Genomic DNA, 19013 nt, shown 5'->3' on the forward strand with positions numbered 1-19013 from the left:
ATCGGGGGCAGAGCCCCCGGTTACGGGAAGGGGCGGGGTGGGGGAAAGTGCAGGTCAGAGCGGGCGGCGCCGCCCACTGTCACACCCCGCCCGTAAGGTCGTGGATGCAGGTGCGAACCGTGTCCGCCGACGACCAGGGACGGGAGGGACCCGATGACGACCACCACGGCCGCCGCCGTCTTCCTGCCCGCCGCGCTGCCCCGCGAGGGCCGGGTCGCTTTCTGGGAGCCCGACGGGCGTCCGTTCGCCGGGGCGAGCGGCGAGCTCGTCGTCGTCCGGCCCGAGGGGCAGGGCGTCGGCCTTCGCAGCGAGACCGTTCCCGCCCTCGTGCTGCCCCTCGTCGACGCCGTGCCGCTGCTCATCCGCGCCCGCCGGGACCCGGCCGCGCATCCGGCCTCCGCCTGCTGGGGCGCCGCGGTCCTGCACGCCCTGCATCTTGTGGCCCGCGGCAGGCTGCTGCCCGGGCTGACACCGTCCGACCACGACGCCTGGCGGGCCGGGCCGCTCGATGCCGACGACATCGCGCAACTGAGGGCCGTCGCCGCCGCCATGCCGTACGAGGCGCACGCCGTGCCCGTCGAGGGCGTCCAGCCGCTGCGGCTCCCGGATCCCGAGGCGCTGGTGCGGTCGTTCTTCGATGCCGTGGCCGACAGCCTGCCGCGTACACCGGCTGCCAAGTTCGCCGCGGGCGCGCCCTTCGCGGCGGCCGCCGCGCAGCATCTGCCCGGCGCCCGCGAGTGGGCCGCCGAGGCCGCCGCCGGGATGGACGCGGGTGTGCGGGTCTCGCTGCGGCTGGACCTGTCCGCCTATGAGTTCTTCGACAGCGACCCGCAGGACAGCGCCGAGCGCCACGCCGGGGCGGCGCTCGTCCAGGTGCACAGTCTCGCCGACCCGACTCTCGTGATGGACGCGGCGCGCCTGTGGGCCGGTGCCGGTGACGAGCACTTCGGCCCGCGGGCCCGGATCGACACGGTGCTCGCGCTGCGCCGTGCCGGCCGGGTATGGCCGCCGCTCGCCCGGCTGCTGGAGAGGGACGTACCGGACGTACTGCCGCTCACCGAGGACGAGTTGTACGAGCTGCTCGGCCCGGGCGCGGCCCGCCTGGACGCGGCGGGTGTCGCCGTCCACTGGCCGAAGGAGCTCGCGCGTACGCTTGTCGCCGCCGCTGTCGTGCGCTCCGCGCCCGGCTCCGCCACCGACGGCACACCCTTCTTCGACAGCGAGGAACTGCTCAAGTTCGACTGGCAGCTCGCCCTGGACGGCGATCCGCTGACGGAGCGTGAGATGGACGCCCTCGCCGAGTCGCACCGCCCCATCGTGCGGCTGCGCGAACGCTGGGTCGTGGTGGACCCGGATCTCGTCCGCAAGGCACGCAAGAGGGAGCTCGGCCTGCTCGATCCCGTCGACGCTCTCGCGGTGGCGCTGACCGGCACGGCGGAGGTCGACGGGGAGACGGTCGAGGCCGTGCCGACGGGTGCGCTGGCCGCCCTGCGCGACCGTCTCACCGCTGCCACCGCCCCCGCCGAGGCCCCGCCCGGGCTGCACGCCACGCTGCGGGACTACCAACTGCGCGGGCTGGCGTGGCTGGACATGATGACATCGCTCGGTCTCGGCGGATGCCTCGCCGACGACATGGGCCTCGGCAAGACCGTCACCGTGATCGCCCTGCATCTGCGCCGGGCACGCTCCGCCCCGACGCTGGTCGTGTGCCCGGCCTCGCTGCTCGGTAACTGGCAGCGGGAGATCGCTCGCTTCGCCCCCGGCGTTCCGGTACGCCGGTTCCACGGCGCGGACCGTGTCCTCGACACGCCCGACGGCGGCTTCGTGCTGACCACGTACGGCACGATGCGCAGCAGCGCGGAGCAACTGGCGGCGCACCCGTGGGGCATGGTCGTCGCCGACGAGGCGCAGCACGTGAAGAACCCGTTCTCCGCGACGGCCAAGGCGCTGCGAACGATTCCCACGCCCGCCCGCGTCGCCCTCACCGGCACCCCCGTGGAGAACAACCTCTCCGAGTTGTGGGCCCTGCTGGACTGGACGACTCCCGGACTGCTCGGCCCTCTCAAGGCCTTCCGCGCGCGCCACGCCCGCCTCGTGGAGAACGGCGAGGACGACGCGGCCGTGGAGCGGCTCGCGCGGCTCGTCCGTCCGTTCCTGCTGCGCCGCAAGAAGTCCGACCCGGGCATCGTGCCCGAGCTGCCGCCGAAGACTGAGTCGGACCATCCGGTGCCCCTCACCCGCGAACAGGCGTCCCTCTACGAAGCGGTCGTACGGGAGGCGATGGCGGCGATCGAGGCTGCCGAGGGCATCGCGCGCCGCGGCCTGGTCATGAAGCTGCTCACGGCCCTCAAGCAGATCTGCAACCACCCCGCGCAGTTCCTCAAGGAGTACGGACCGGGACACGGCACCGGTCACGGTGGCGTCGGCGCACCCCGGCTGGCCGGCCGTTCCGGCAAGCTCGCCCTGCTCGACGAGCTTCTCGAGACGATCCTGGCGGAGGACGGCTCGGTCCTGATCTTCACTCAGTACGTCTCCATGGCCCGTCTGCTGTCGGCGCACCTCGCGTCCCGCGCCATCCCCTGTCAGCTGTTGCACGGAGGGACGCCGGTGGGGGAGCGCGAGCGCATGGTCGACCGCTTTCAGTCGGGGGAGGTCCCGGTGTTCATCCTGTCCCTCAAGGCGGCCGGCACCGGGCTGAACCTGACCAGGGCCGGCCATGTCGTCCACTTCGACCGCTGGTGGAACCCGGCCGTCGAGGAGCAGGCCACCGACCGCGCCTACCGCATCGGTCAGACACAGCCGGTGCAGGTCCACCGTCTCGTCACCGAGGGCACGGTGGAGGACCGCATCGCCGAGATGCTCGCCTCCAAGCGGGCGCTGGCCGATGCGGTGCTCGGGTCGGGAGAGGCGGCGCTGACCGAGCTGACCGACCGGGAGCTGGCCGACCTCGTCTCCCTGCGGAGGCCGTCATGACACCGCCAGCGCACCCGCGTTCCCGGCCGGGCCTCTCGCCGGGCCCCCGCCACGAAGACCAGCGCCGTACGTTCCCGGCTCTGGACCCCCTCGCCGGCGACGAGCCCGCGGCGACCTGGTGGGGCAACGCCTGGGTGGAGGCGCTGGAGGACACCGCCCTCGACCCGGCCCGCCTGGTCCGCGGCCGCGCCTACGCGGCCACGGGCCACGTCGCGGCGATCACGGTGACGCCCGGCCGGGTCATGGCGTACGTGCAGGGCAGCAGAGCGCGTCCGTACCGCACGGAGATCCGCCTGCGCACCCTCACCGACGACGACTGGGACGACTTCCTGTCCGCGGCGGCGGCCCGCCCCGAACACATCGCGGCGCTGCTCGACAAGGATGTCCCCCATGCGCTGGCGAGCGCCGCGGACCTGCTGCCGACGCCCGGTGACCTGATCCCCGACTGCTCCTGCCCGGACGACGGCTACCCCTGCAAGCACGCCGCTGCGCTGTGCTACCAGACGGCCAGGCTGCTGGACGAGGACCCGTTCGTGCTGTTCCTGATGCGCGGCCGCGGCGAGCGGGACATCCTCTGCGACCTCTCCAGCCGTAACGCGACCCGTGCGGCTGCGGAGCACTCGGCCACCGCGTCCTGTGCACCCCTGCCGAGCGTGTCCGCCAAGGATGCCGTCGCCCGGCGCGCGAAGCTGCCGCTCCTGCCGCCGCCCTTCCCCGTTCCGCCCCGCCCGGGCCGCCCCCCGGCCTACCCCGACGCCCCCGGTGCTCCCGACCCGCTCGCCCTCGACCTGCTGGCCTCAGAGGCCGCTGCACGGGCCCACGCACTTCTCGCCACCGGGCACGATCCCGTCGCCGTGCTCACTCCCTGGCAGGACGCGGTGCGGCTGGCTGCCGCACACCCCGGCTCCGGCCTGACCGCCTCGACCCGCGCCCTATACCGCGATCTCGCCGCCGCCACCGACCGCAGCCCCACGGAGCTCGCCCGTGCGGTCGCCGCCTGGCGGCAGGGCGGCCCGGCGGCGCTCACCGTGCTGGAGGAGCCCTGGGACCCGCCCGCCGGTCCCTTCGACCGGGCCCGCCCCGCCCTGGCCGCTGCGGACTTCCCCGGCTTCAGGCCCTGGCGCAACCACCTGTCCGCACGCTCCCTCCAGCTCCGGCTCGGCCGTGACGGCCTCTGGTACGGGTACGAGTCCGACCCCGACCGCGAGGACTGGTGGCCGCGCGGCACTCCGGACACGGACCCCGTGCGTGCGCTCGCCGCCTTGCTGGGCCGGTGAATCAGAAGTCGGCCAGGGTCGGTTCGTCGAGCCTGGCGACCGAGTCCTGCGCGTACGCCCGCACATAGGCCGCGCGGATCCGTTCGATCCCGGCGTCACGCGCACCGGCCTCGGCCGCCGGGTACAGCAGGATCAGTTCGTACGAACGCTCCCGCTCGATGACGCCGTTGGAGTCGCGCCACTGGCCGCGGCCCTCCTGGATCGTCAGCCCGTCGGGGAAGTCCGGCGTGACGCTTTGGTCGACGAACGCCATGAACTGCGCGTCGGTCACATCGGGCCCGCCGTCCGGCCGCTCGGTGCCGAAGAACAGCCGAGTCTCCACATACGCCGTACTGCTCGCCGTGGCCGAGGCGGAAGCCCGCGGCGCGGCGGGCCGGTCACCGTCCAGCGAGGCCCGCGCGGACGGCGCGGCGACGCCCAGTACGGCAATGGCGGCGCCGGCAAGGGTGAGCGCGGTGCGTCGCGGCACGGCCCGCGCATTCATCGGGCGGCGGGGCTGCTTCATGGTCTGCACGGTCAAAACCTTCCGTCGTGGGCGAGTGGCCCGGCGGGGCCGTCGGCCGCGGCCCGCTCCGTCAGACGCAACGCCTGCGGCACCCGCCGGATCACCGGCTCCGGCCGGAGTCCACCCGTACGCGCGACGGGTGGCGCGTGACGGCCGGCTCGGCGGTCGGCTCGGCGGTCGGCTCGGCGTTCAGTTCGAAGGGTCTTCGACAGCGCGCACACTCGATGGGGTGAATGACTCGTTCGGCAGAACCGATGGGCCCCTAAGGCGTTAATTCCGGTGCGGGCGACTGCTCGTGAGGTTTCTTATGAAGGCAGGCAACCATGAGGCAGGTTCACCGAAAGGGCCTGGCGACCGTGATGCTCACGGGCAGCGCACTGGCCATGGCGACAGGCTACGCCCAGGCGGACTCGAACGCGGACGGCGCGGCCGTCGGATCCCCCGGGGTGGGGTCGGGCAACGCGATCCAGCTTCCCGTGCACCTTCCGGTGAACGTGTGCGGCAACACCGTCAATGTGGTCGGACTGCTCAACCCGGCGGCCGGCAACGACTGTGCCAACGTGTCGGACGGTGACAACGGCGGTGGCGCGGAACACGGCGGCGGCTCCCAGGGCACCGAGGCCGGCAGCGGCTCCCACGGCGGCGGCGCCCACGCGGGCGGCGAGGTGGCGGGATCACCGGGTCTCCTCTCCGGCAACGGCGTGCAGCTCCCGGTCGACCTGCCCGTCAACGTGAGCGGCAACTCGGTGAACGTCGTCGGCATCGGCAACCCCGCCACCGGCAACAGCTCGGTGAACGACTCCGGCAAGCCGCCGGTCGAGGAGGAGCCCACCCCGCCCAGGACCGTGAAGCCCGAGAAGCCGGCCGCTCACGACGAGCAGTGGGCCCCGAAGCCCGCCGGAGGGGCGCTGGCCCAGACAGGCTCCGACGAGCTGGCGTTCGCGATCCCGGCGGGTGCGACGATGATCCTCGGCGGCATCGTCATGTACCGCCGGTTCCGCCCCACCCAGGAGTCCTAGGTCGTTCGGCGGCATCGCTCCCGCCCCGGCTCAGGCCGTCGTAGGCCGCCGCCAGGCCGCCAGGGCCGCCTCGATCTGCCGCGCCACGCGGGCCCGCGCCTCGTGGCGGGCGACACCCGCCATCAGCAGCGCGTCGTAGGCGGTGTCGACGTGCCGTACGGAAGCGCGCACCGCGGCCGTGACCGCTCCCTCCTCCAGTGAGCGGCCCGCCGCGGTGCGGCCGACGCGCCCGCTGCCGCGCAGGGCGGCGTGCGCAGCGATCTCGGCGGCGCGCTCCCTCGGGCAGCCCGGGAACAGGCGCAGTATCTCGGCAGCCAGTTCGGCGGTGAACCGCAGGTCCTCCCTGGCTCGCCGGGCCGCATCCCGTTCGCGGCGGCGGGCGCGCGCGTCGGCGTCGGCGAGGCACGCCGACTCCGCCCGGGCGAGCGCCGCCTCCTCGACGAGGAGCCCCTGCCGTTCGTGGCGACCGCGGCGGCGGTTGTCACGCATCACGACAGCCCAGAGCGAACTCGCCTCCCGGGCCCGCCGGGTGAGCGCCGCGCTGCCTCTCGGCAGGTACACCAAGTGGCCGAGATCGGCGCACTCCAGGCACACGGGTGCGTCGGACTCGAGCACATGCATCGCAAGCGGGCCCCTGCGGCACTCGGAGCAGTGCCGGCCCTTGCGCGGCTGGATCACCACCAGGTCCATGTCCGGTAGGTACCCACCGGGTACGCTCCGCTCCCATGACGATCAACTGTGCCGTGCTCGACGACTACCAGGACGCCGCGCTCTCCATGGCGGACTGGTCCTCGCTCGCGGGCGCAGTCGAAGTACGTTCCCTGCGGGAGCACTTCGGTTCCGAGGACGCCGTGGTCGAGGCGGTCGGGGACTGCGAGATCCTGGTCGCGATGCGCGAGCGGACACCGTTCACCTCGTCCCTGCTCGACCGGCTGCCACGACTGCGGCTGCTGATCACCTCGGGCATGCGCAACGCCTCGATCGACCTCGCAGCCGCGGCCCGTAACGGTGTGACCGTGTGCGGCACCGCCAGCAGCTCCGAACCGCCCGCCGAACTGACCTGGGCCCTCGTCCTCGGCCTCGCCCGGCACGTTGTGCGGGAAGGCAACGCCCTGCGTGACGGCGGTCCCTGGCAGTCGACCATCGGCGCGGATCTGCACGGCCGCACGCTCGCGCTCCTGGGTCTCGGGAAGATCGGCACTAAGGTCGCCGCCGTCGGCCGGGCCTTCGGCATGGACGTCATGGCATGGAGCCGGAACCTCACCGACGAACGGGCCGCGGAGCACGGCGTCGTACGGGCCGCCTCGCTCGAAGCGCTGCTCGAGGCGGGGGCTTCGTCTCCGTGCATCTGCAGCTGAGCGACCGTACCCGCGGACTGATCGGGGCCGAAGAGCTGAAGCGGATGCGCCGCACGGCCTACCTGATCAATACGTCCCGGGCCGCGATCGTCGACCAGGAGGCCCTGGTGCGGGCGCTGCACGAAAGCTGGATCGCCGGAGCGGGCGCCGACGTGTTCGAGCAGGAACCGCTGCCCGCCGGCGACCCGCTGCGCACGGCACCGAACTTCCTCGGCCTGCCCCACCTCGGTTATGTCACCCGCCGCAACTACGAGGGGTACTTCCGGGAGGCGGTCGAGGACATCGCCGCGTACCTGGCGGGCAGCCCCGTCCGTACCCTCGTGCAGCCCAGCGGGCCCGGCGTCTTTGGCTAGCGCACTCCCGTCTGGCGCACTCCCGGCGCCGCGGCGCCGATGAACTCCGAGAGCGTCTCCCGCGCCTGTTCCGAACGGTGCGCGCGGTCCGCCTCGTCCGGCGCCTCGTGCATGCAGTTGGTGACGTCGAACGCGGCCGCCGCCAGCGCCAGCGCCTGCGAGTCGTCGCACACCAGCTGCACCCGGATCAGCGCCTGATGGGCGGTGGAGCGCAGCCGGTACGAGTCGATGCGGACCTCTTCGGCGACCGCGCTGCCGGGGGAGTCGTGGGCACGGTGCCAGCGGTCGTTCTGCCCGCGCCGGTAGTCGACGAGGGCACCCGCGAAGGCGCTGTACGCGGAGATCCGCTCCTGGCGCAGCTGTTCCGCCCGGGCGAGGGCGGCGGTGCGTTCTGCGGTCTGGCGCTGGAAGAAGTGGGTCGCCACCGAGCCGAGCAGGGTGCCGACGACCGCGATGACCGCTGTCCACATGTGCTGCTCCAGGGCTTGGAACGTCGTTCGGGTGCTGCCTCTCGGGCCGGTGGTCTCACGGCCCGGTCATGCAGGACAGCATCAGATCATCGCAGTGCGGACGGTAGTCAAGCCCTTGGGGGGATTACTGACGGTAGCTGTCGAGAAATCGGCCGATCCGGCTGATCGCGGCATCGAGGTCGTCGGCGTGCGGCAGTGTGAGGATCCGGAAGTGGTCGGGGCGCGGCCAGTTGAAGCCCGTTCCCTGGACGACCTGGATCTTCTCCCGCAGGAGCAGGTCCAGCACGAACTTCTCGTCGTCGTGGATCGGATGCACCTTCGGATCGAGCCGCGGGAAGGCGTACAGCGCTCCCTTGGGCTTGACGCAGGAGACGCCGGGGATCTCGTTGAGCTTCTCCCAGGCCCGGTTTCGCTGTTCGTGGAGCCTGCCGCCGGGTGCGACGAGTTCCCTGATGGACTGCCGGCCCCCGAGCGCGGCCTGGATGGCGTACTGGGCGGGGGCGTTGGCGCACAGTCGCATCGACGCGAGCATCGTCAGGCCCTCGAGATAGCTGCGGGCGTGCTGCCGGGGGCCGCTGACGACAAGCCAGCCCGAGCGGAAGCCGGCGACGCGGTACGTCTTAGACAGGCCGCTGAAGGTGAGCACGACCAGGTCGGGGGCGAGGGCGGCGGCGGTGTGGTGGACGGCGTCGTCGTAGACGATCTGGTCGTAGATCTCGTCGGCGAACACCATCAGCTGGTGGCGGCGGGCGAGGTCGAGGATGCCCTCCACGATCTCCCGGGGGTAGACCGCGCCGGTGGGGTTGTTGGGGTTGATGATCACGACGGCCTTCGTGCGGTCGGTGATCTTCGACGCCATGTCGTCCAGGTCCGGGTACCAGTCGGACTCCTCGTCGCACAGGTAGTGCACGGCCTTGCCGCCGGCGAGCGTCGTCACCGCGGTCCACAGCGGGAAGTCCGGTGCGGGGACGAGGACTTCGTCGCCGTCCTCCAGCAGGGCCTGGACCGCCATGGAGACGAGCTCGGAGACGCCGTTGCCCAGGAAGACGTCGTCCACGTCGACATCGGTGAGGCCGAGGGCCTGGTAGCGCTGGGCCACGGCGCGGCGGGCCGACAGGATGCCGCGCGAGTCGGTGTAGCCGTGGGCCTGCGGAAGCATCCGGATCATGTCCTGGACGATCTCCTCCGGCGCCTCGAACCCGAAGAGCGCCGGGTTGCCCGTGTTCAGGCGCAGGACGCTGTGGCCCGCCTCCTCCAGGGCGTTGGCGTGCTCGATCACCGGACCGCGGATCTCGTAGCAGACCTCGCTGAGCTTGCTCGACTGCCGGAACTCCATGCCGTGGCCCTCCCAGGACTGAATGACGTACTTGGTTTTACCAAGTTGGAGCTTGGAAAGTCCAACAACATGTCTAGACTGCGTCGTATGCCACCTCGTCAGACCCGCCGCCGGAGCTATGACCAGTACTGCGCCGCCGCCCGTGCCCTGGACGCCGTCGGCGACCGGTGGACCCTGCTCGTCGTCCGGGAGCTGCTGGGAGGCCCCCGCCGCTACACCGACCTCCACGCAGATCTGCCCGGAGTCAGCACCGACGTCCTGGCATCCCGGCTGAAGGACATGGAGCGGGACGGCCTCGCCACCCGCCGCAGGCTGCCGCCGCCGTCGGCCGCTTCCGTCTACGAACTCACCGAGCGCGGAAGAGGACTGCTGCCCGTACTGGCCGCGCTCAGCGACTGGGGCGCGCCCGAGCTCGTGGAGCGCCGCCCCACCGACGCCGTGCGGGCCCACTGGTTCGCGATCCCGCTGCTGCGGGCGCTGCAGGCCCCGGGTCGGGTCGCGGTCGTCGAGGTGCGGCTCGACGAGGGTGTCTTCCACCTACGGCTCGGCGACGGCGCACCCTCCCCGTACGGCGACGGCCCCGCGGACGCCCCCGACGTCCGTCTCACCCTCGACACGGACACCCGCACGGCACTGGCCGCCGGTGCACTGACCCTGGCGGAAGGCGTGAGTGCCGGGCAGATCAAGGTGGAGGGCGACGCCGCGCTTCTCGGCGTATGAGAGCCAGGGACGTCCGGGCCACGGCGTCCAAGCCTGTCGGGCGATGATGGGCGGGTGAGACTCGAAGCGATCACCTGGGAGCGGATGGCGGAGCAGCTCGCCGAACGGGTGCTGCGGACGCGGGCACAGGACGGCAGTCCCTGGCTGCGCGTCGGCGTCGACGGCGCGCCCGCCGCGCGGCCCGGGGAGCTCGCGGAGCGGATCGGCGGCGTGCTGCGGCTGCGGGGGCGGGGTGTCGCGGTCGTCGGGGCGGGCGGGTTCCTGCGTCCGGCGTCGCTGCGGTACGAGTACGGCCGCGAGGACCCCGACACGTACTACAGCGGCTGGTTCGACACCGGTGCCCTGTGGCGGGAAATCTTCGGCCCGCTGGAGGCGGAGGGCACCGGGCGGGTGCTGCCCGACCTGTGGGACCCGGTCACGGACCGGGCCACGCGCAGCGCCCCCGTGCAACTCCCTCCCGACGGAGTGCTGTTGCTGCACGGACCGTTTCTGCTCGGGCACTGGTTCCCGTTCGACCTGACCGTGCACCTGCGGCTCTCGGCGGGCGCGCTGGAGCGCCGCACCGAAGAGGACGAACGCTGGACCCTCCCCGCGTACGGGCGGTACGAGGAGGAGGTCGGGCCGGCAGACGCCGCGGACGTCCTCGTACGGGCCGACGATCCTCGTCACCCGGCCTGGGGCGGACTCGGCCGGCACTGATCCGCGCGATCCGGCGTGGGGCGGAAACGGCTGACGCTCATGGCCGGCCGCCCAGGCGTGACACCGCCTCCGTGCCTGCCCGGCAGCCTTCCTCCGCCGCCGAACGGATGTCCGCGCCCGCCAGCCGCGCGGCGAGGAACGCGCCGGTGAACGCGTCGCCCGCCCCCGTCGTGTCCAGGGCCTCGGCGGACGACGGCTCGACACGGGCCGTGACCCGGCCGGACTCCGCGACCAGCGCGCCCCGGGGTCCCAGGGTCACCACCGTCAGCGGGACCGAGTGGCTGAGCTTCGCCGCAGCGTCGGCAGGGTCGGGCAGACCGGTCATCAACCGGGCCTCGTCCGCGTTCGGCAGCAGGACGTCCACGCCCTCGAGCGCCGACAGCATGCGCCGCACGCCCAGTTCGCGGATGAAGCCGGCCGAAGCCGGGTCCACACTGACCGGGATCCCCCGGTTGCGGGCAGCGTCCTTCGCGAGCAGCGCCGCGGCCCGGCTGGTCTCCGAGAACAGCAGATAGCCGGACAGGTGCAGATGGCCGACCCCGTCGAGCAGCGACGCGGACCAGTCGTCCGGGCACAGCCGCAGCACCGCCCCGCTGTCGGTAAGGAACGTCCGCTCCGCGGTGGCGTCGACGAGGGCGACGACGGTCGCGGTCGGGACCTCGTCGTCGGGCACGAGCAGCGGCCGCACGCCCGCCGCGCGCAGCCGCGCGGCGTGCCAGTCCAGGTCGGCGGCGCCCGCCCGAGCCAGCAGCCGCACATCATGGCAGCCCCGGTCCACCGCCCAGCACGCGACGTTGGACCCTGCGCCGCCGGGCAGGATGCGGATCGTGGCGGCCGTGTCGGTGCCCGCGGCGAGCGGCGCGGCGTGCCGGGCGACGACGTCGGTGACGACGTCACCGACGACGAGGAGACCCGTCATGCGTACGCCGCCGCGATCCGTGCCGCGAGCCGGACATTGCCGCGCACCGCCGCCAGGTTGGCCTCGAGCGAGGCGCCGCCTGTGTACCGCATCAGCCGGTCGAGAAGGAACGGCGTGACGGCCTGCCCGGTGATGCCCTCCTGCCGCGCCTCGTCGAGCGCCCGCGCCAGCACCCGGTCGTGCAGCGCGGGGTCCAACTGCTCGGCCGGCGGGACGGGATTGGCGACGATCAGCGAGGAGTACGGCTTGGCCATCACGTCCTTCGCGCGCATGACGGCGGCGACCTCCTCCGGGGTGCCGACGGTCCAGTCGACCGGTTCCCCGGACGACGTCAGATAGAAGCCGGGGAAGTGCCGCGTCCCGTAACCGATCACCGTGACGCCGAGCGTCTCCAGCCGCTGCAGCGTGGCCGGTACGTCCAGGATCGACTTCACGCCCGCGCACACCACGGTGATGCCCACCTGGGCGAGGAGCCGCAGGTCGGCCGACTCGTCCTGGGTGTCCGTCCATCCGCGGTGCACACCACCGAGGCCCCCGGTCGCGAAGACGGGGATGCCGGCCCGGTCGGCGAGCAGCGCCGTCGCGGAGACGGTCGTCGCGCCGCTCGCCCCCGTCGCGAGGGCGGGAGCCAGATCGCGATGACCCAGTTTGCGCATGCCGGGGTCGCCCGCCACGCGTTCCAACTCGTCCTTGGTCAGCCCGACATGGGCTCTGCCGTCCAGCACGGCGATGGTCGCGGGGACGGCGCCGCCCGCCCGGACCAGCGCCTCCAACTCCTCGGCGACGACCAGATTGCGCGGGCGCGGCAAGCCGTGCGCGATGATGGTGGACTCCAGGGCGACGACGGGTGCGTCGGTGTCGAGCGCTTCCCGTACCTCTTCGGACACCGTGACTGCGGATGTGGGCATGTCCCATCCCTGGCGCGACGGGCAGTCCGACAAACATCTCGGCCCATGGTGCCCGGCACGATCCGTCGCCAGGTGGCTGCCGGTCGGGAGTATGAAATCCGTGGGCATAATGCTGATCGCGACTCGATTGATGACGTACGAGGTGACCCTTGAGCAGGCTGCTGGATGCTTTCGAGACTCTCGTTTCTCCCAGTTATCGCATCTTTGGGCTGGTTGACACGAGCGTCGACACCTATTCACCGCACGCGGATCGCACGAAATGGCTTCTTTCCGCCCCCGGCATGGTTTATCTGCAAGTCCCGCCCCAGGTGATTCGGGCGTCGGTGCGGTTGGAAAGCTGGTCGGCGGCCCCTCCCGCAGACGATGCTCCGTGGTCCGGTGCGGAGGAAGTGGAGGTGCGACTTCCCGGAGGTGACCTCGCGCTGGAGACCATCGACGGGGGGCAGCAGGAAGTCCCGTTGATCCTGCCCTCCTCCGGCCTGTACCGGATGCGATGGCATTGGACATTCAATCGTGAAGGCGGGCCTTTCACCTCTCCGCTGGCGGGTCCCCGGGAACCACTGCCCATGCCACCGGGCCACGAAGAGAAGATGAACGGCGCAGATCAATACTGTCTGGTTCAGATCTGGCGCACCGCCGCCGGTGGCGGGACGGAGTGAAACGGGTGCGGGGCCGGTCCCAGGACCGGCCCCGCGGTATGGCCGACTCAGACAGAATGTCCCCGGTCAGTCGCCGATGACGATGATGAACGGGTCGTGACTCAGGATTCGGTCATTGTCGTACCAGGCGCCGAGACGTCGCCCGGCTTCCTGATTCTCGTTCGAGTCGATGTAGCGGACGGAGAAGTCGTCGCGGTACGGCTCTCCCTCGTACTGGTAGCGCGCTGCCCCCTGGTAACTGGAGGCGAAGGGGAATTCGTCGCAGTCGCGCTGCTCTCCCGCCGTGGGCCTGCCCGGCACGGCGGCGTTGTTGCACGTGGAGGAGACGACGGAGCGGTTGGCGTCGTAGCGGGCCTGCTCGGACGGCCCGAAGCCCGGTACGAGACGGTGCAGCGGGTTCACGGCGCTACCACCGGGCAGCTTCTTGTCGCTCTTCGTCGGGTACGTGCTGCCCGGGTCGTCAAGTGCGTCGCCGATGTGGTCCGCGACCGCTGCCACTCCGAAGTACGGCTCCACCGGAGCGGCGGGGTCGGACGTGTCGCTCCGGTCGTAGCGCAGCGCGGGTGTGGCATCGGGGAAAACAGAACCCGCCTTGGCCCGTACGTTGTAGGCGGCGCTGTCGAAGCGGATCTCCCCCTGCTCGCCCTCGGAGGGGATGAGCTGGGAGTAGCCGGGAACCGTGAACTCGAGGACCGGGGTGAACAGGCCCGTGGCGATCTGATCGCCATGGGCGACGTCGGGCAGCTTCGGCGCCAGCGACCACAGGTCGAACTTCGTGTCGCCGTTGTACTTCCACTGGCTGGGCGAATCAGTGCGGCCCGTGTGGAGACCGGGCTGGCAGGCGTCCTCTGCAGAGGGGTCGCCCGGAACTCCGATGTCCCAGTCTCCCTCGCACTCCAGCTTCGCTTCCAGCTTGGCGCCGACCTTGTTGAAATCACCGCTGGATATGAAGACGTCCACGTTGAAGTCGAATTCGGCGAACCGGGTCAGCGGGCTGCCGTCCAAGCCGCCTATCTGGCCGCGGCCGATGAGGGTGTTGGTCGAGATGAAGGTGCCGTGCAGGTAGCAGCCCGGGGGCCACAGGCCGCACCTGATCGCCGGCATGACCGTCATGGTCTCCTGGCAGTAGGAGAACCGGTTCTTGATCCATCCGGCCTCGTTGTCCGAGTCGTCGGCGTTGTGGCACTCATCGACGTCGGCGATGTATTCGTACGGATCCTTGCCGTTGTTCTCGGGCTTGCGTCCGCGGTTGAACCGCTGGCTGGGAACGGTGTACGTGCGCTCCCAGACAGCCATGGGCCCGACGGTCGACGCCGTGGTCGTGCCGGACACCGACCGTGACGCGTCAGAAGCCGTTTCAGCCGCGGCAGGCTGCTCGGCGGACGGGCCGCTGCGCGGTTTGATGCCGAGCGCTTCCAGATTGCCGTCCCTGTTGAGGACCTGCTCGATCTGGGCGGGGTCGGCGATCAGCGCGGGATCGCTGATCGTGTAGGTGTCGCCGGGCTGAAGACTGCTGGGAACACCGGCGGCGGCGGTCTCCACGACGAACGAGCGCCACGGGGACCAGCCCAGGTTGTAGTGGGTGCCGTCGTAGGCGTTGGTGCGGAACTTGTACATCTTGCCGTCGACGAGCTGCCCGTCCGGGACCTGCACGCTCGCCCACTCGCCCGGGGTGACGAAGGAGGAGACCAGCACACCGTCTCCGGCGGGCGTGGTGATCGGCGTGTTGGTATCGGCGTCGTAGACCTGGAAGCTGCCGCTGACCTTGTCGCCGTCCGCGTCCGCGAACGTGTCCCTGAGCGTCGGAGTGAGGGTGTTGACGGCCCACACACCGTTGTACATCTTGAACGGCGGACCGGCCTGCTGCGCCGTGCCGTCGGAGGGACGGTAGTTGTAGTTCACGGTCAGCTTCGGCTGGTTCGCCGTGGCGTTGCCGGAGTTGACGCGCTTCCAGGCGCGGGTGTCGTCGGTGGCCGCGCGCAGGCCCATGTAGCCGCGGGTCGCCTTCGCCGAGGCCCAGGTCTGGACGAGGGTGTCGACGTCGGCGTTGACCCAGCCGTCGGGCTGAGCGGTGCAACCGGGGTTGCCGCTGGTCTGGTCGGAGGAGTGGTACTGCTGGTTCCAGGTGGGCTGGCTGGTCCACCGGGACGCGGTGGATGCCTGGGTGGTGTCCCAGACGGTCCACGACTGGGCGGTGCAGTCGGTGTTGCCGGAGTGGAAGTTCCACAGCGCCAGGTTCGTGTCGATGATCAACGCGTCCTGGATGGGCGTGGTGTCCCAGTGGATGAAGGACCGGGCCACGCGGGTCGTACCGTCCGCGTTGGTGGTGCCCGGGTTGCCGAAGTCGAGCTCGGTGTCGGCGGACCAGTCGACCGTCTCACCGCGCTGCACGTAGGTGTCGAACGTGGACGACAGGGCGGAGGTCGAGGGGTCGACCGTGACCGGGTACTGCGTCCTGGGGTCGGCGAGGAAGTCGGCGCTCGGGGTGACGACCAGGTCGATACGACCGGTGCCCTTGTTCACGACCTTCATGTCGACCCGGGCACGGCGGGTGTGCTCGCCGGACCGCTTGTCCACCGAGGCGTCCCACATGACCGGGGCGGGCATCGTCGCTCGCCGCTCACCGGTCTCGGCGTCGGTGAACGTCACCGACCCGTCCTTGTTCGCCTTGGCCTTCAGCCCCTTGGCCTTGACCGGCAGCGTGTAGGAGTACGCACCGGAGGGCTTCTTGTCGATCTCCACGAACTGTTCGAAACCGGTCCGCGTGGCCTCGACGATGACGTCGGCACCGGGCACGGCCTCCCGGTAACGGGCGGTGGTGCCGTTCAGCTCCGGAGCGGGAAGACCGCCCTTCCACTGCAGCGTCACCGCCTGGTCTCCGGTGCCGAGGGTGACGAGATCGCGCGGGGCCGCGTCCTTGGCGGCGGCCAGGGAGCGCGGCGCGGTGCCGCTCTTGCCCGCCATGCGCAGCCCGTTGGGGTGCTCCTTCGCCTTCACGGTTCCGTCGGCGGCCGTGGTCAGGGTGACGTCGACCTTGCGCCACTCGCCGGCCCGCCAGACCCGCTCGGGCCCGGAGGTCAGTTCGGTGGTGAGCGTGCCGTCGGGATTGGCCACCGTGTAGGAGGTGGCCGTCGTCTCGTCGGAGGCGACGACCTTCTTGCCGGTCTTCTTCGCCTGGGTGATGGCCCAGGCCTTCGAGCCCTTCGGGTGCTTGGCCGCCCGGGCCGGGTCCGGCTCCCCATTCCCCTTCTTCGCAGGGGACTTGGCGGATGTCGCGGCCGCATTGGCAGGCTCGTCCGGTGCCGCGACGGCCGTCTGGCCGGATATGAAGACGACTTCTGCCGCCAACACCACGGCTGACGCCAGAGCGATGCGCCCTCTGCGTCGTCGCGGGCGGGAACGCCCGGCTGTGTATCTGGACACGGATGTGTCATCCCTTCCGATCCTGCCGGTCGGCAAGATCAACAAGGGAATCTAGGGCCGGGCTGTGCGCCAACTATGTGCGGAATCAAGGATTCCGCGTGATCGTGAACACGGTTGCCCACATGAAGATGAGGTGTCAGTGAGGACTTCTCCACACTTGCGGTGATCTTGTGGCGGTCACGTCAGGGCGCTCGGACGGACAGCAGCCCGGCCGCGTCGCGGACTCGTGCGGCGTGATCCGATCGCCTTGGGTGAGGTGCCTCCACCGGACCGGGTGCAGCACAGCGCCCGGCCGAGGCTGGAGGCGTTGAGAGTTGCGTCGAAGTCGCCGAGGCTGCCTTCGGGCACGTCCGGGGGCGCGTAGGGCGTGTGCCTCACCCACCGGATTTTCGATCCTTGCCTGGGGATGAGCTTGATTCCGCCACGCAGGTTGTGGCGTACCGACTCCTGGAACCACGGCTCGGCGAGGTTGGCGTGGTCGCAGACAGGATCCGGTCAACTGACCAGCCGATCAATACATCTAGGGTCTGGCGGCAGCCCGCCGCACCGCCAGCGCCGCCATCGGCAGCAGCAACACCGCCCCGATCACGTTCAGCCACCCGTATCCCGCCTGGGCCACCACCAGACCCGCCGCCGCGCCGCCCAGGCCCGCCGCCGTGTTCATCGTCAGGTCGGACAGGCCCTGCACCGCCGCCCTCGCGGGCTGTGGCACGGACTCGGTGAGCAGGGTGGAACCGGAGACCAGCCCCGCCGACCAGCCCAGCCCGAGCAGGAACAGTCCCACCGCGGTCTGTCCGTGGCTCGGGCCCGCCGTGCCGGCCAGCAGTGCGGCCGCGCAGAGCAGGCCCGCCGCGAGTCCGATCACCGCGAGCCGGCCGACGCGGTCCGACAGCCAGCCCATCACGGGCGAGAATGCGTACATGCCGGCGATATGGCCGCTGATCACCAGGCCGATCAGCTCGATGCCGGCGCCGTGGTGGCTCAGGGCGACGGGAGTCATCGACATGATCGACACCATCGCCGTGTGCGAGACGGCCACGGTCACCAGAGCGAGCCGGGCCATGGGGGAGTTCCGTACGGCGAGCAGCCCGGCCTTCAGTGAACGGCCCTCGGGGGAGGTGTCGGCCGCGGACATTGCGCGGGCGGTGAGCAGCGGGTCGGGCCGGAGCAGGACGAGGACGAGTGCCGCGGAGACGAGGAACACTCCGGCCGCCCACAGAAACGGCCCGGCGGTTGCGGGAATGCCCAGCCCGGACACGCTGCGTCCGGCGGGCGAGGCGATGTTGGGGCCGAGCACCGCGCCGATCGTGGTCGCCCAGACGACGGTGGAGATGGCCCGCCCGCGCCGTTCGGGCTCCGCGAGATCGGCCGCGGCGAACCGCGCCTGCAGGTTCGCCGACGAGGCCGCGCCGAACCCGGCCATGCCGAGGAGCAGCAGCGGGAAGCTGTCGACGGCCGCGGCCACGACGACCACGCCGGCGCCCAGGGCACCGATGACGTACGCGAGGACCAGCCCGGGACGCCGCCCCCGTGCGGTCATCAGCGCGGCCAGGGGCATCGACAGCAGTGCGGTCCCGGCGACCGTGGCGGTCGGGGCGAGCCCGGCCAGCGCCTCCGTGCCGCTGACCTCCTGCGCCAGCACCGCGGCCAGCGCGATGCCGGTGGCCACCCCGAGGCCGCCGAGGATCTGGCTGACGATCAGCACGGTGTTGATACGCCGGCGTATGGAGGGCAGGTCGGCGGCCGCGCCTGCCGATGCCTTGCCGTCGTCGGGTATGTCAGGAGCGTCGGACGTCGTGGTCACCGACGCAGTGTGTCAGAACAGCGGCTCCGGCAGGATGCCCTCGAGCGCGAGCAGTCGGCGCTTGGTCTCCAGCCCTCCGCCGAAGCCCCCGAGCCCGCCGTCCGTCTCCACCACCCGGTGGCAGGGCACCACGACGGGCAGCGGGTTGGACCCCATCGCGGCCCCCACCGCCTGTGCGGCGTCCGGCCGGCCGACGCGGGCTGCCAGCTCTCCGTAGCCGACGACCGCCCCGTACGCCACGCCGGCCAGCAGCTCACGCAGCACCTGCCGGTTGAAGCCGGCCGAGAGCGACCAGTCCAGCGGCAGGTCGAAGTCGTGCAGGCTGCCCGCGAAGTAGGCCTCGAGCTGGCTTATCGGTTCGGCGAGCCGGCCCGTCGCATCCTGGACGGGCTCGGCCCCCAGGCGGCCGGCCAGCTGCTGGAGCGCGCGCCGGCGCACCGCCTCGTCGGCGTGGAAGACCACGCTCACCAGGCCCTGGTCCGTCGCGGCGAGGAGCAGCGGCCCGATGTGCGTGCCGATGACGGCCCACTCGAACGTCTTCATGCGGACCACGCTACGACCGACCACCGACAGTCGGGCCGATCTGCAAA

The 19013-nt window shown here is 71.5% G+C and carries 15 protein-coding genes and 1 pseudogene; 7 read left to right on the forward strand and 9 right to left on the reverse strand.

Going from position 1 to position 19013, the window contains the following annotated elements; all coding sequences use genetic code 11:
• Positions 1–153: 153 nt before the first annotated feature.
• Positions 154–2973 (forward strand): DEAD/DEAH box helicase, encoded by a 2820-nt coding sequence (locus ABZ070_RS08215; RefSeq protein WP_356631240.1) that lies wholly within the window; start codon positions 154–156, stop codon positions 2971–2973.
• Complete coding sequence (locus ABZ070_RS08220) at positions 2970–4250, forward strand: SWIM zinc finger family protein (RefSeq protein WP_356631242.1); 1281 nt, start codon at positions 2970–2972, stop codon at positions 4248–4250. The genes ABZ070_RS08215 and ABZ070_RS08220 overlap by 4 nt, the downstream gene beginning before the upstream one ends.
• 1 nt (position 4251) lies before the next feature.
• Here the strand turns inward: ABZ070_RS08220 and ABZ070_RS08225 are convergent, their stop codons facing one another.
• Positions 4252–4755, reverse strand: coding sequence for a DUF3574 domain-containing protein (locus ABZ070_RS08225; RefSeq protein WP_356631244.1), 504 nt, complete (start codon positions 4753–4755; stop codon positions 4252–4254).
• Between the two features lie 323 nt (positions 4756–5078).
• On the opposite strand from ABZ070_RS08225, the gene ABZ070_RS08230 reads away from it, so the two are divergent.
• Positions 5079–5774 (forward strand): chaplin, encoded by a 696-nt coding sequence (locus tag ABZ070_RS08230; protein ID WP_356631246.1) that lies wholly within the window; start codon positions 5079–5081, stop codon positions 5772–5774.
• A gap of 30 nt (positions 5775–5804) precedes the next feature.
• Here the strand turns inward: ABZ070_RS08230 and ABZ070_RS08235 are convergent, their stop codons facing one another.
• Positions 5805–6464, reverse strand: coding sequence for a DUF2293 domain-containing protein (locus ABZ070_RS08235; protein WP_356631248.1), 660 nt, complete (start codon positions 6462–6464; stop codon positions 5805–5807).
• A 35-nt stretch (positions 6465–6499) separates the two neighbouring features.
• Between ABZ070_RS08235 and ABZ070_RS08240 the strand changes: the two are divergent.
• Positions 6500–7485, forward strand: a pseudogene (locus ABZ070_RS08240) (D-2-hydroxyacid dehydrogenase family protein).
• On the opposite strand, the gene ABZ070_RS08245 reads toward ABZ070_RS08240, so the two are convergent.
• Together ABZ070_RS08245 and ABZ070_RS08250 are read right to left on the reverse strand one after the other, a co-directional pair.
• Positions 7482–7955, reverse strand: coding sequence for a hypothetical protein (locus ABZ070_RS08245; protein ID WP_356631250.1), 474 nt, complete (start codon positions 7953–7955; stop codon positions 7482–7484). The pseudogene ABZ070_RS08240 and the gene ABZ070_RS08245 overlap by 4 nt on opposite strands.
• A gap of 124 nt (positions 7956–8079) precedes the next feature.
• Positions 8080–9291, reverse strand: coding sequence for a pyridoxal phosphate-dependent aminotransferase (locus ABZ070_RS08250; RefSeq protein WP_356631252.1), 1212 nt, complete (start codon positions 9289–9291; stop codon positions 8080–8082).
• A 69-nt stretch (positions 9292–9360) separates the two neighbouring features.
• On the opposite strand from ABZ070_RS08250, the gene ABZ070_RS08255 reads away from it, so the two are divergent.
• Both ABZ070_RS08255 and ABZ070_RS08260 read left to right on the forward strand, forming a co-directional pair.
• Positions 9361–10011 (forward strand): winged helix-turn-helix transcriptional regulator, encoded by a 651-nt coding sequence (locus ABZ070_RS08255; protein ID WP_356631254.1) that lies wholly within the window; start codon positions 9361–9363, stop codon positions 10009–10011.
• A 54-nt stretch (positions 10012–10065) separates the two neighbouring features.
• A complete protein-coding gene (locus ABZ070_RS08260) occupies positions 10066–10710 on the forward strand; it encodes a uridine kinase (protein ID WP_356631256.1) in 645 nt (214 codons plus the stop codon).
• A 37-nt stretch (positions 10711–10747) separates the two neighbouring features.
• On the opposite strand, the gene ABZ070_RS08265 is transcribed toward ABZ070_RS08260, so the two are convergent.
• Both ABZ070_RS08265 and ABZ070_RS08270 read right to left on the reverse strand, forming a co-directional pair.
• A complete protein-coding gene (locus ABZ070_RS08265) occupies positions 10748–11629 on the reverse strand; it encodes a PfkB family carbohydrate kinase (RefSeq protein ID WP_356631258.1) in 882 nt (293 codons plus the stop codon).
• Positions 11626–12537, reverse strand: coding sequence for a pseudouridine-5'-phosphate glycosidase (locus ABZ070_RS08270; RefSeq protein ID WP_356631260.1), 912 nt, complete (start codon positions 12535–12537; stop codon positions 11626–11628). Before ABZ070_RS08270 ends, ABZ070_RS08265 begins: the two co-directional genes overlap by 4 nt.
• A 149-nt stretch (positions 12538–12686) precedes the next feature.
• Here ABZ070_RS08270 and ABZ070_RS08275 point away from each other — a divergent pair, with 149 nt between their 5' ends.
• Positions 12687–13196 (forward strand): hypothetical protein, encoded by a 510-nt coding sequence (locus tag ABZ070_RS08275; protein WP_356631262.1) that lies wholly within the window; start codon positions 12687–12689, stop codon positions 13194–13196.
• A gap of 66 nt (positions 13197–13262) precedes the next feature.
• On the opposite strand, the gene ABZ070_RS08280 is transcribed toward ABZ070_RS08275, so the two are convergent.
• From ABZ070_RS08280 to ABZ070_RS08290, 3 genes are all read right to left on the reverse strand, one after another.
• Entirely contained in the window at positions 13263–16619 is a 3357-nt protein-coding gene (locus ABZ070_RS08280) for a DNRLRE domain-containing protein (protein ID WP_356631264.1), read from the reverse strand.
• Positions 16620–17139: 520 nt separating this feature from the next.
• The gene (locus ABZ070_RS08285; RefSeq protein ID WP_356631266.1) at positions 17140–18423 is read right to left on the reverse strand and encodes an MFS transporter; all 1284 of its coding nucleotides are present in this window, start codon (positions 18421–18423) and stop codon (positions 17140–17142) included.
• Positions 18424–18435: 12 nt separating this feature from the next.
• The gene (locus tag ABZ070_RS08290; RefSeq protein WP_356631268.1) at positions 18436–18966 is read right to left on the reverse strand and encodes a methylated-DNA--[protein]-cysteine S-methyltransferase; all 531 of its coding nucleotides are present in this window, start codon (positions 18964–18966) and stop codon (positions 18436–18438) included.
• Positions 18967–19013 lie beyond the last annotated feature (47 nt).

This window comes from Streptomyces sp. NPDC006283, assembly GCF_040613325.1.
Taxonomy (GTDB): Bacteria; Actinomycetota; Actinomycetes; order Streptomycetales; family Streptomycetaceae; genus Streptomyces.